At 58.3% G+C, this 12,122-nt stretch carries 9 protein-coding genes and 1 pseudogene; 8 read left to right on the top strand and 2 right to left on the bottom strand.

Annotation, left to right across the window (positions count from 1 at the left end; translation table 11 throughout):
* Positions 1-128: 128 nt before the first annotated feature.
* Positions 129-428, top strand: coding sequence for a DUF406 domain-containing protein (locus tag ABLV75_RS05225; RefSeq protein ID WP_004101851.1), 300 nt, complete (start codon positions 129-131; stop codon positions 426-428).
* A 73-nt stretch (positions 429-501) separates the two neighbouring features.
* Here the strand turns inward: ABLV75_RS05225 and pqqU are convergent, their stop codons facing one another.
* Positions 502-2,613 (bottom strand): TonB-dependent receptor PqqU, encoded by a 2,112-nt coding sequence (gene pqqU, locus ABLV75_RS05220; protein ID WP_004101853.1) that lies wholly within the window; start codon positions 2,611-2,613, stop codon positions 502-504.
* A gap of 263 nt (positions 2,614-2,876) precedes the next feature.
* Here pqqU and ABLV75_RS05215 point away from each other — a divergent pair, with 263 nt between their 5' ends.
* On the top strand, positions 2,877-3,938 hold the full coding sequence (locus ABLV75_RS05215) for a YncE family protein (protein WP_016807844.1): 1,062 nt from the start codon (positions 2,877-2,879) through the stop codon (positions 3,936-3,938).
* Between the two features lie 224 nt (positions 3,939-4,162).
* Entirely contained in the window at positions 4,163-4,384 is a 222-nt protein-coding gene (locus ABLV75_RS05210) for a YgdI/YgdR family lipoprotein (protein ID WP_004101857.1), read from the top strand.
* Between the two features lie 49 nt (positions 4,385-4,433).
* Here the strand turns inward: ABLV75_RS05210 and ansP are convergent, their stop codons facing one another.
* Positions 4,434-5,891 carry an L-asparagine permease gene (ansP, locus tag ABLV75_RS05205; protein WP_016807843.1) on the bottom strand — a complete coding sequence of 486 codons (1,458 nt, stop codon included), beginning with the start codon at positions 5,889-5,891 and terminating at the stop codon, positions 4,434-4,436.
* Between the two features lie 268 nt (positions 5,892-6,159).
* On the opposite strand from ansP, the gene ABLV75_RS05200 reads away from it, so the two are divergent.
* From ABLV75_RS05200 to ABLV75_RS05180, 5 genes and pseudogenes are all read left to right on the top strand, one after another.
* The gene (locus ABLV75_RS05200) at positions 6,160-6,699 is read left to right on the top strand and encodes an AAA family ATPase (protein WP_004101861.1); all 540 of its coding nucleotides are present in this window, start codon (positions 6,160-6,162) and stop codon (positions 6,697-6,699) included.
* Between the two features lie 474 nt (positions 6,700-7,173).
* Positions 7,174-8,175: an LLM class flavin-dependent oxidoreductase gene (locus ABLV75_RS05195; RefSeq protein ID WP_004101863.1), complete on the top strand. Its 1,002-nt coding sequence runs from the start codon at positions 7,174-7,176 to the stop codon at positions 8,173-8,175.
* Positions 8,172-9,293: an amidohydrolase gene (locus ABLV75_RS05190; protein WP_004101864.1), complete on the top strand. Its 1,122-nt coding sequence runs from the start codon at positions 8,172-8,174 to the stop codon at positions 9,291-9,293. Before ABLV75_RS05195 ends, ABLV75_RS05190 begins: the two co-directional genes overlap by 4 nt.
* A 30-nt stretch (positions 9,294-9,323) precedes the next feature.
* Positions 9,324-11,597 (top strand): annotated as a pseudogene (locus ABLV75_RS05185) (NtaA/DmoA family FMN-dependent monooxygenase).
* Between the two features lie 11 nt (positions 11,598-11,608).
* Positions 11,609-12,118, top strand: a complete 510-nt coding sequence (locus ABLV75_RS05180; protein ID WP_004101867.1) for a GNAT family N-acetyltransferase — start codon at positions 11,609-11,611, stop codon at positions 12,116-12,118.
* Positions 12,119-12,122 lie beyond the last annotated feature (4 nt).

Genomic DNA, 12,122 nt, shown 5'->3' with positions numbered 1-12,122 from the left:
GCGGTGGTGCAAGAAGTCGCTTCACGCGGTGGCGTATAATGATAAAACGACTCAACCATACGAATATTATTGGTTTGCTTTCCGCAAATGGATTCTTATTCTAAAGAAAATTTCACGAGGTAACCGCAATGAAAGATGTTGTAGATAAATGCAGTACCAAAGGCTGTGCCATCGATGTAGGTTCGATTATTGATAATGAGGACTGCGTATGGCGAGTTGAGAAAAACTTCGCCAGCCGCGAAGAGGCTGAGTCCACCCTGGCGGCCGTTCGCCAACGTGCCGAAGCCGCCGCACCCGCCAGCGAGCCGCCGCAGGTTGACTATACCATTGAGACCGCCGGTGATGAGGTTAAGCTTGAGGCTTCAATTGCCTTCTCCTGCCAGGCGGAGAAGATTATCTTCGAATTGTCCTTAAGAAACCTGATTTAACGTCAGTAAGCCGCCACAGCTAATCCTCAAGGGGATCATGCAAGCGATCCCCTTGAGGTTCAGCGGTTAAGGGTTACTCAAATCGCCATGCCAGATTGAGCCCAATGCCGTAGTTGCGGCCCGGCGCCGGTTCGTAGTAGCGTCCATTGGATTCGTTAACGATAACCGAACCGGCGTAGCGGCGGTCAAACAGGTTATCGACGCGGCCAAACAGATCCATATCCATCTTGCCGTAGCTCCATTTATAGCCGGTCGTCAGGCCGACGACTGTCCAGGACGGCGCTTTGGCGGTGTTCTCATCGTTAGCCATAATATCGCTCAGATAGCGAATATCGCTGCCCGCGTACCAGCCTTTTTCGGGCTGGTAGCCGAAGGAGGCGTAGCCCATGTTACGGGCGATCCCCGGAATACGATTGCCTTTACAGCTGGCATCGTCGCAGACGTTGGTACGATAGGTCGCATCCAGCCAGGTCCAGGCCGCTTTTAAACGCCAGCTCTCGCCAAACTGCTGATCCAGCCCCAGTTCCATCCCCTGGCGACGGGTTTTCCCGGCGTTTTTGTAGCTGGTACGGCCCCCGCTGCTGGCATCGACAACAATCTCATTGTCGGTGTCGGTCTGGAACAGCGCGGCAGTTAACAGGCCATTGCCGATTCGCGCCTTACTGCCAATTTCAACCGTTTCGTTGGTCGACGGCTGCAGGCCAAAATTCAGCCCGCCCTGGTCGCCGGAGCGATAGGAAAGCTCATTGATCGTCGGCGTTTCGAAACCGCGACCGGCGGAGACGTAGACATTCCAGGCGTCGGTTACCGCATATTTCAGCGAGCCTGCCGGCAGCCATTTATGATAGCTGGCTTCGCCGCTGTCATCGCCGTTGCCCGGCGTAATGTAATAATCGTTGGAATCGAACCAGACTGAGCTATAGCGCACGCCGGCGTCCAGAGAGAGCTTCTCGGTGAGCTGCCACTGGGTTTGCAGATAAGGGTCAAGGTTCCACATCAGGTTGCGCTCGTTGCGGCGCAGGTCGCCTTTCTCCCCGTACTGCGGCGCGCCGTTGTTCATGACAAAGTTTTCGTAACCCTTGCGACGTTCGCTCATGGTCTCGTAGTCGAGACCGGTGGTAAAGGTGACCGGCACCAGAAGCTCGCCACGGTGCGTCCAGCGGGTATCAATGCCCTGATAGTGACGCGTCAGGTCGATCACGCCGCCCGCATGGGTGGGTTTGAGCTGCGGCGCACGCGGGATCGACTGATATTGCGTGGTCTCACGCTCGCCGGCATACATCATCACGCTCAGATCGTCCTGCTCGCTCAGCTGTCGCTCGTAGCGTAAACCGGCCTGGGTCTGTTTGATGGTTTTACGGGTATTGTACTCATCGCCTCTCGGCGACTGGCGCGGATTGTTTTGCCATTCGTCATAGCTCAGGCCGCCCGCGTCATTAGCTTTAATATCCACGCTGTTAAACAGCAGGGTCAGCTTACTGACGTCATTGATGCGCACGCCGAGCTTCGCGTTGGCGAGATTCTTACGCGCGCCGCTATGGTCGCGGGAGCCATGGGTGGTGAAGCGGTTGGTGGAGACCACATAGTCGACATCGCCCGCATGGGTGCCGTCGCCGACCGCGCCGGTTGCTTTCATGCCGTAATGCCAGGTACCGAAGCTGCCATAATAGCTGCTGGCTTCGAGAGTTGGCGGCTGGGCGCCGGTCTGGCTGGTAGCGTTGATCACCCCGCCGGAGGAGTTACCGTACAGGGCGGAAAACGGTCCGCGCAGCACTTCAAGCGAATCGAGGCTGCCAATATCAATATTCGAGGTTTGCCCCTGGCCGTCGGGCATGGTGGCCGGGATGCCATCGACGTAAATGCGCAGCCCGCGCACCCCGTAGGTGGAGCGAGAGCCAAAGCCGCGAATTGAAAGCTGCAGATCCTGCGCGTAGTTCTGGCGGTTTTGCACCTGTAGTCCCGGTACCGCGCCCAGCGACTCGGAGAGGTTAACCCGCGGCGCAGCCTGGCGCATCTCATCGCCGTTAACCACGCTGACGGCGGCGGGGGTATCGAGTTCAGAGACTGCCGACGGCGCGGCGGTAACTACCATGGTCTGTTCAGCGGCGATAGCGGTTGGCGCAGCGGATACCAGCGGTAAAAGCAGAGCGGGGAGCGCGACGGCGCGCACGGAAAGGATTTTCATCAACGTTACTCACAAAACGAACCAAACGGAACATATGTATATATGTTAGCTCTTTTGTAAATTTTTTGAAAAGACTTAACAGGATTTGAGTTAACAAATAGCAAGAATTGCGTGATGCTCAGGACACAACTGGTAATTAACGCTCCACATTGCGATAAATAATGATTACTATTCGCATTCCAGAGAATAGCGCAAAGCGATGATTTTGCGCCCCGGAAGCACTGTCGAGCAGGCATATATTTGTTTTATCAAAGGGAGTCGTCATGTCATTACGTCATCTGTCCGCGCCGCGTCTGCGCCGTTCACTGTTGTTAACTTCATTACTGCTGGCGGGGAGCTTTAGCGCCCATGCGGCGGAAGAAATGCTGCGCAAAGCCGTCGGCAAGGGCGCATACGAAATGGCCTATAGCCAGCAGGAGAACGCGCTGTGGGTGGCCACATCGCAAAGCCGTTCGCTGGATAAAGGCGGCATCGTTTACCGTCTCGATCCGACGACCCTCGAAGTGACCCAGATCATTCATAACGACCTGAAACCCTTCGGCGCGACGATCAATAACGCCACCCAGACCCTGTGGTTTGGTAACACTACCGACAGCACCGTCACTGCCATTGATGCTAAAACCGGTAAGGTAAAAGGGCGTCTGGTGCTCGACGCTCGTCAGCGCAGCGAAACCGTGCGCCCGCTGGCGCCGCGCGAGCTGGCGGTCAATGAGAAAACCAATACCGTCTACATCACCGGCCTGGGTAAAGAGAGCGTGATTTGGGTTGTGGATGGCGACAAGCTGACGCTGAAAGACACTATCGCTAATACCGGCGCAATGGCGACCGGCCTGGCGGTGGACGCAGAAGCGAACCGCATCTATACCACCAACGCCGACGGCGAGCTGGTGACTATCGACAGTACCAGCAATAAGATCCTCTCGCGCAAGAAGTTGCAGGATGATGGCAAAGAGCACTTCTATCTGAATCTCAGCCTTGATACCGCCGGTCATCGCGCCTTTATCACCGACAGTAAACAGCCGGAAGTGCTGGTGGTCGATATTCGCGATGGCAAAGTGCTGGAGAAAATCGCCGCGCCGGAGTCCCTGGCCGTTCTGTTCAACCCGACGCGCAATGAAGCCTACGTGACGCACCGCAAAGCCGGGGAAGTGAGCGTGATCGATGGTAAGAGCTACAAGGTGGTCAAAACTTTCAAAACCCCGACCCACCCGAACAGCCTGATGCTTTCCGCCGATGGCAAAACGCTGTACGTTAGCGTGAAGCAGGAATCGACGCGTCAGAAAGAGGCGACCCAGCCGGATGACGTTATCCGCATCGCGCTGTGATCTTCACGGGAGGGGGAAGCCCCTCCTGAAAGTCGTTCTGCCGGGCGGCGGTTTGCGTCTTACCCGGTCGGCATAATCCCCGCCTGGTTCGTGCCTTACAGAAAATAGCGTCTTCACCGATATCACCCTCTGTTACAAACGCTTATTAGCCTGACAAATGTAATGGCTATAAACTTACCGCTTTCCTGCGCAAGCGGGACGGTGGCATTAATCCTGGAGATATGATGAAAAGAACATTGATGGTCGTTTGCGCCGGCGCAATGCTGGCTTTGCTGGCAGGCTGTAGCTCAAACTACGTGATGACGACGAAAAGCGGGCAAACCATTGTGACGCAGGGCAAACCGAAGCTGGATAAAGATACCGGCATGACCAGCTATACCGATGAGTCGGGCAATAAGCGCCAGATTAACAGCAGCGATGTTGCTCAGCTGGTGGAAGATAATTAAGTTCTGCAGTTGCGGTTTGCCCCACCGGGCAAACCGCAAAAGGGACGAGTTACGGTTTTTCAATATCCGGCGCAGTGCTGTGAATATCATGCACGCGCTTGCGTACGCCAAACCAGCCGGCGACCAGCAAAACGGCAATCAGCGGAATCGAACCGATGGTATAAGTTCCATTCGGGTAATCGAAAGCCATTAATACCAGCACGCTCAGCAGGAATAGCAGGGTCAGCCAGGAAGTAAAAGGCGCTCCCGGCATCTTGAAGCTGACGTCTGCGGCCTTGCCTTCTTTGATCGCCTTGCGCAGGCGCATCTGGCACACCACAATAAATCCCCACGAGGCGATGATGCCCAGCGAAGCGACGTTGAGGACTATCTCAAACACCTGCGAAGGCACCAGGTAGTTGAGGAATACCCCAACGACATAGACGCCCAGCGTCGCCAGAATACCGGCATACGGCACGTGATGGCGGCTCATTTTCGACATAAATTTAGGCGCCGAACCGCCCATCGACATGGAGCGCAGAATACGCCCGGTGCAGTACAGTCCGGAGTTGAGGCTGGAGAGCGCGGCGGTTAATACCACAATATTCATCACGCTGCCGATATACGGCACGCCCAGCTTCGAGAAGAAGGTGACGAACGGACTCTGCCCGGCCTGATAGGCATTCCACGGTAGCAGCAGCACCAGCAGCAGCACCGAGCCAACGTAGAACAGACCAATACGCCAGATGACGCTGTTGATGGCGCGCGGCACCATGGTCTGCGGATCTTTACACTCGCCGGCGGCGGTACCTACCAGTTCAATAGAAGCGAAGGCGAAAACCACGCCCTGAACCAGCACCAGCGCCGGGAGCAGGCCGTGCGGGAACAGACCGCCGTTATCGGTGATCAGATGGAAACCGGTGGCATTGCCATCCAGCGGCTTGCCGGTGCCAAGAAAAATAGTCCCGACCACCAGAAACGCCACGATTGCCAGTACCTTGACCAGCGCGAACCAGAACTCCATCTCGGCGAACCATTTCACGCCGATCATATTCATGGTACCGACGATCGCCAGCGCGCCGAGGGCAAACACCCACTGCGGAACGTCGCCGAACGCGCCCCAGTAGTGCATATACAGCGCGACGGCGGTGATATCGACAATCCCGGTCATCGCCCAGTTGATGAAGTACATCCAGCCCGCAACGTAAGCCGCTTTTTCGCCGAGGAACTCGCGGGCGTAGGAGACGAAGCTGCCGCTGGAAGGGCGATGAAGCACCAGCTCGCCAAGCGCGCGTAAAATAAAGAACGAGAAGAGGCCGCAGACCAGATAAACCAGCGCCAGCGCCGGTCCCGCCATCTGCAGGCGCGCGCCCGCGCCGAGGAACAGGCCGGTACCAATCGCGCCGCCGATGGCAATCATCTGCACCTGACGGTTGCCCATTGCCTTGTGGTAGCCGGACTCCTGCGAGTTTAGCCAGTGGCGTTTGGCAGCGTGCTGCTCCGCCACGCTAGAGTGTTTTGTATTCATTGATGTCGCTATTTTCCTGTCAATGTCCATGAAGTGGTTCGTGCTGCTGGCTCTCCCATCATTCTGATGAATGAGATAAGCGAGCATGGCGGAGAATCCTACACGTATCGGAAAATGGACGCACGTAAAAGATTTGTCGACAGCACTTGCTTAAATATCAATGAGATCGGCAGGTTTAAGTGCTTCCCCGGCACCCTGGAAATTTTGCTCAGCGTTTTAACGGTATTGCGCTATGCTTTTCCGCCCGCGTTTTGCCCGAGAGGCCACGATGAAAATCAACGTAGTAGGGACCAGCGGCGTCGGCAAATCTACCCTCGCGCGTCGGCTGGCTCAGGAACTGTCTCTGCCTTATATCGAAATGGATGCGCTCTACTGGCTGCCCGAGTGGCAAGGGACGCCGGACGATGAGTTCTACGCTAAGCTCGCCGCCGCGCTCGCCGCGCCAGGCTGGGTGCTTGACGGCAACTATAACCGCAGTCGTCCGGTAAAATGGCGCGACGTGGATCTGGTGGTGTGGGTGGATTACAGCTTCTGGCGCACGATGCGCCAGGCTATCTGGCGCGCGGCATCGCGTGCCAGCCGACGCCAGGAACTGTGGCCTGGCACCGGTAACTGTGAAACCTTCCGCCGCTCCTTCTTTAGCCGGGACTCCATTATTCTCTGGACGCTAAAAACCTGGCGCAATAATCGCCGCCGCTATCTGGCGGATATGCAGGATCCGCAGTATCGACATATTCGCTTTGTGCGCTTACGCAACCAGCAGCAGACCGAGGCGCTGGTGCGCGAGCTTCGGCAGAATAGCCGATAATCCCCCGGCTCGCGCTGCGCTTAGCCGGGCTACAGGCCCGCAGATTGCTCAGGACGCGTAGCCCGGACAGATGCGCAGCATCGCCTCCGGGAAATTCTGCCACTCTGCGCTCTTTTTCCGGGGGGCGGCGCAAAGCCCTTGCCCGGGCTACCGGGCCGCAGACTGCTGAGGACGCGTAGCCCGAACAGATGCGCAGCATCGCCTCCGGGAAATCCTGTCACTCTGCGCTCTTTTTCCGGGGGCGGCGCAAAGCCCCTGTCCGGGCTACCGGGCCGCAGATTGCCGGGAACTCGTAGCCCGGATAAGGCGTTTGCGCCGCAACCCGGGGAATGCGTCGTGACGTGGCATCGCCTCCGGGGACATTTACCTCACCGCATATCTAATTTTCGGCAGAGCACATGTAAATAAATTGTTTCTCTCCAGCCGCGGGCGCTTCTAATAATGCAGACATGTTAATTCACATGAGCCTGCGAAATGTCCTATCGAATCAGTATCCTGGATAAAAGCCCGCTGGCAGCCGGAGAAACGGCCGCCCAGGCGCTGGCGCGCACATTAACGCTCGCGCAACAGGCGGAAGCCTGGGGATATCACCGTTTCTGGATCGCCGAACACCACAACACCGACCAGCTCGCCAGCCCGTCGCCGGAACTGGCGATTGCCTGGATCCTCGGCCAGACCCGCAGCATTCGCGTTGGCTCCGGCGGCGTTATGCTGCAGCACTACAGCCCATATAAGGTGGCGGAGAACTTCAATATGCTGGCTTCTCTTGCCCCGGGCCGCGTGGATCTGGGCGTGGGCAAAGCCCCCGGCGGACTGCCGCTCTCCACTCGCGCGTTGCAGCAGGGACTTAATCTCCAGCAAAAGGGGAGTTTTGCCGACCAGCTGGCGCAGCTCGACAACTGGCTGTCGCTGACCGAAACCGATGGTGAAGAGAGCGTCCGCGCAACCCCAATCCCGCCGCGTCGCGCCGACGGTTTTCTGCTCGGCGCCAGCCTGGAGAGCGCGCAGCTGGCGGCGCAGCTGGACTGGAACTTCGTCTTCGCCGCCCATCTCAACGGCGATAAGCAACTGCTGCGGGAGGTGTTAACCCGCTGGCGCGAACTGAGCCGTCGCGACGCCATTATCGCCGTTCAGGTTATTGTGGCCGAAGAGGCCGCAGCGGCCGCGGCGCTGGCAAAATCCGTCGAAGCATGGGGCGTTGAGCTGGAAAACGGTCAGCGGGTGACCGTCGGCAGCGAAGCGCAGGCGGCCGCCTTTGCCCGTCAGGCGGGCAGCAGGCCGACGCGTATCGCCCGGCGGGAATCGGCCGTGCTGTTCGGCACCCCCGAGCAGGTGAAAGCGCAGCTGGATGCCTTGCAGTCGGCGTGGAACATCGACGAATTTATTATCGACACGCCCATTAGCGACGGCGCGGCGCGCCTTAACTCCCTGCGTCTGTTGGCCCGGGCGCATCTGAGCGCGGAGGTCCAGCCATGAGCCTTGCTGAACAGTTAATTCGCTGGCGGCGCGAGCTGCATCAGTATCCGGAACTTTCGCTGCAGGAGGTCGACACCACCGCGCGTATTCGCGACTGGCTACAAAGCGGCGGCATCAGCCTGTTGCCATATGATCTGAAAACCGGCGCGGTTGCCGAGGTTGGGAGCGGCAATAAGGTGATTGCCCTGCGTGCCGATATTGATGCGCTGCCGATCGAAGAGGCGGCCAGCGTGCCGTTTCGCTCGCTGAATGCCGGCGTGATGCACGCCTGCGGGCATGATATTCATACCAGCGTGATCCTTGGCGCGGCCTTACTACTGAAACAACGCGAAGCGCAGCTGGCGGGACGCGTCCGCATTCTGTTCCAGCCGGCGGAGGAGAGCTTCGGCGGCGCGAAAACCCTGATTCGCGCCGGCGTGCTGGAGGGCGTTTCCGCCATTTTCGGTATGCATAATGAACCGGGGCTGCCGGTGGGGGAATTCGCCACCCGAGGCGGCGCGTTTTATGCCAACGTCGATCGCTTTGTGTTTAAGGTGACCGGCAAAGGCGCTCACGCCGCCCGGCCTCATGAAGGGAAGGACGCCATTCTGCTGGCCAGCCAGCTGGTGACCCTGCTGCAAAGCGTCGCCAGCCGCGAAGTGAACACCCTCGATTCCGTGGTGCTGAGCGTCACGCGGATTCAGGGCGGCAATACGTGGAATGTCCTGCCGGAAAGCGTCGAGCTGGAAGGAACGCTGCGCACCCACAGCAGCGAAGTCCAGCAGCGGGTGAAGGCGCGGGTGAGCGAGATTGCCGCCGGCTTCGCCAGCGCCTTCGGCGCGCAGATCGATGTCTTCTGGTACGCCGGGCCGACCGCGCTGGTCAATGATGAGCGCTGGGCGGCTTTCGCCAGCCACGTGGCCGATCGATCCGGCTACCGCACGCACCATGCGGATCTCCATCTCGGCGGAGAGGATTTCGCCGTTTATCTTCAGCATATTCCCGGCGCGTTCGTCAGCATCGGCAGCGCCAGCGAGTTTGGTCTTCACCATCCGGCGTTTAACCCGGATGAGCGCTTAATCGCGCCGGCGGCGCACTACTTTGCCGATCTGGCAGAGCAGGCGTTGAAAGAACTTTAATTATTCAGGGTCATAGACTAAGGATTAACGATGTCTGAACAACGACAGCTGCGCATTGGCACTATCTTACATGGCGCATCGGGAAATATGTCGGCCTGGCGCCATCCGGCCGCGCTGGCCGACGCCAGTATTAACTTTGAGTTCGTGAAGCAGACGGCGTTAAAAGCGGAAGAGGGCAAGCTCGATTTTATTTTTGTTGCCGATGGCTTATATATTAATGAAAAATCGATCCCGCATTTTTTAAACCGTTTTGAACCACTCACCGTATTATCCACCCTTGCAGCGGTAACCTCGCGTTTAGGCCTCGTCGGCACCTTGTCGACCTCCTACAGCGAGCCCTTTACCACCGCTCGCCAGTTCGCCAGCCTCGATCATCTGAGCGGAGGACGCGCTGGCTGGAACGTGGTGACATCGCCGCTCGAAGGCTCAGCGAAAAACTTCTCCCGGGCGCAGCATCCCGATCATGCGCTGCGCTACCGCATCGCCGATGAATATCTTCAGGTCGTTAAAGGCCTGTGGGATTCATGGGAACAGGACGCGTTTATTCGTAATAAAGAGAGCGGCCAGTTCTTTGATAAAAATAAGCTGCATACGCTTAATCATCACGGTGATTTCTTCAAAGTGGCCGGCCCGCTAAATATTGCCCGCACGCCGCAGGGCCGACCCATTATCTTTCAGGCGGGCGCTTCCGAAGACGGTAAAAAATTAGCCGCCAGCCATGCCGACGCTATTTTTACCCATCAGGAATCGCTGGCGGAAGCGCAGGCCTTTTATCGCGACGTCAAAAGCCAGCTCGACGCGTACGGCCGCCGGGAGAGCGAACTACACATTTTCCAGGGCGTCAGCGTGATCGTTGGCGATAGCGCCGACGATGTGGAACAGCAATACCAGACCACCGCCGCGCTGGTATCGATTGAGGACGCGCTGAATTATCTCGGCCGCTATTTTGAGCATCACGATTTCGCCCAATATCCGCTGGATGAGGCGTTCCCGGATATCGGTGACCTCGGGCAGAACAGCTTTCGCAGCACCACCGATGAGATTAAACGCAACGCCCGCGAACGCGGCCTGACCCTGCGCCAGGTCGCGCTGGAGGCAGCCAGCCCGCGACCGCGTTTTGCCGGAACCGCCGCAGAGGTGGCAGATGGGCTACAGCAGTGGTTTGAACAGCGCGCGGCGGACGGTTTTATTATCCAGGGCGGTACGCCGGATACCTTCCCGCGCTTTGTGGACCAGGTGGTACCGATCCTGCAGCAGCGTGGATTATTCCGTGAAGAATATCCCGGCACCACGCTGCGCGAAAGTTTAGGGCTGGCAGAGCCCGTCAATCAATTCCAAAAACAATAATAGAGAACACCCGCTATGCAGAAAATGCAGAAAAAATCGCTATTACTGGCGCTGGCGCTGGCCGTGAGCGCGTCATCCTGGGCGCAGAACGTCACGATCAACGGCACCGGCGTGAGCCTCGAAGCCAACAAAACGCCGATTCACACGGCAAAAAATCCGCAGGCTATCGCCCAACTGCCGAAGGGTCTCCACCTGGCGGTGCCGGGTAAGCTGACCGTCGCGGTCGCCGCGCTGAATTCGCCGCCGCTGACCGTGTTTTCTGATGATAACAAAACCCTGCTCGGCAGCGAGGTGGATATCGCCCGCCTGGTGGCCGACAGCCTCGGGCTGGAGCTAAACGTGGTGCCCACCTCGTGGGAAGACTGGCCGCTCGGCGTCGCCTCCGGCAAATATGATGCGGCGGTCAGCAATATCACCGTGACCAAAGAGCGCAAAGAGAAGTTTGATTTCGCCACCTACCGCAAAGATTCGCTGGGTTTTTACGTCAAGAGCACCAGTCCGCTGAGCAAAATTGAAAAAGCCGAAGATATTGCCGGGCTGCGGATTATCGTCGGCTCCGGCACCAACCAGGAAGCGATTTTGTTGGCGTGGAACGCCGAGAATCTCAAGAAGGGGCTGAAGCCGTTTACGCCGGTCTACACCAAAGACGACGCCGCCCAGACCCTGGCGCTGCAGTCCGGGCGAGCCGACGCCTTCTTCGGCCCGAACGTAATCGGCGCGTGGAAAGCGGCGCTGACCGGCAAAACCAGGCTGGTGGGCAGCGTTGACGGCGGCTGGCCGAAGGCGGCGCATATCGCCGTGACGGTGAAAAAAGGCAGCGGTCTGGTTGAACCGGTACAGACGGCGCTGAACGGCGCTATCCGCAGCGGCGATTACGCGAAGGTGCTGAGTCGCTGGGGCGAAGGCGTGGAGAGCATCCCGCAATCGGAAATTAACCCGGCCGGACTCGGCGATTAACAGGAGGCATGATGAGCGATCTATTCCGCGATGTCTCTCCGGAAGCGCCGGAGCTGCAGCCGATTATTGAGGGCCTGTTCGGCGAGTACGCCGCGCGCTACGGCGACTACTTTTCCCGCGATGCCGAAGTCGAGCTGACTGAATGGTATCTGGCGCCGCAGGGGCTATTTATCGTGCTGGAGCGGGAGGGGGAAATTATCGCTACCGGCGCGTATAAACCGAAAGATGCCCATACGGCAGAAATCAAACGGATCTGGACCCTTCGTCGTCTGCGCCAGCAGGGGCTGGCGGCGAAAGTGGTGCAGGAGCTGGAACGTCGGGCGCTGCTGGCAGGCTACAGCCATATCTTTTTGACGACCGGTTTTCGTCAGCCGGAAGCGGTGCGGCTCTATCTGAGCCAGGGCTACGAGGCGCAGTTTGACCTCAACCGCGATCCGGAAGAGTACAGTTTGCCGCCGTTCGATGGTCGGCTGCGCTTTACGAAAGCGCTGGCGGTCAGCGCGCTGAGCCAGAGCGCTTAAGGAG

The sequence above is a fragment of the Klebsiella sp. CN_Kp066 genome (assembly GCF_040065135.1).
In the GTDB taxonomy this organism is placed as follows: Bacteria; Pseudomonadota; Gammaproteobacteria; order Enterobacterales; family Enterobacteriaceae; genus Klebsiella; species Klebsiella oxytoca.
Note: the sequence above shows the minus strand (reverse complement) of the source record. Positions and strands in the feature narration are given on the sequence as shown.

Coding starts and splice junctions, on each gene's coding strand:
- pqqU (WP_004101853.1), bottom strand. CDS start 2,613: ATGAAAATCCTTTCCGTGCGCGCCGTCGCGCTCCCCGCTCTGCTTTTA.
- ABLV75_RS05225 (WP_004101851.1), top strand. CDS start 129: ATGAAAGATGTTGTAGATAAATGCAGTACCAAAGGCTGTGCCATCGAT.
- ABLV75_RS05210 (WP_004101857.1), top strand. CDS start 4,163: ATGAAAAGAACATTGATGGTCGTTTGCGCCGGCGCAATGCTGGCTTTG.
- ansP (WP_016807843.1), bottom strand. CDS start 5,891: ATGAATACAAAACACTCTAGCGTGGCGGAGCAGCACGCTGCCAAACGC.
- ABLV75_RS05195 (WP_004101863.1), top strand. CDS start 7,174: ATGTCCTATCGAATCAGTATCCTGGATAAAAGCCCGCTGGCAGCCGGA.
- ABLV75_RS05190 (WP_004101864.1), top strand. CDS start 8,172: ATGAGCCTTGCTGAACAGTTAATTCGCTGGCGGCGCGAGCTGCATCAG.
- ABLV75_RS05200 (WP_004101861.1), top strand. CDS start 6,160: ATGAAAATCAACGTAGTAGGGACCAGCGGCGTCGGCAAATCTACCCTC.
- ABLV75_RS05180 (WP_004101867.1), top strand. CDS start 11,609: ATGAGCGATCTATTCCGCGATGTCTCTCCGGAAGCGCCGGAGCTGCAG.
- ABLV75_RS05215 (WP_016807844.1), top strand. CDS start 2,877: ATGTCATTACGTCATCTGTCCGCGCCGCGTCTGCGCCGTTCACTGTTG.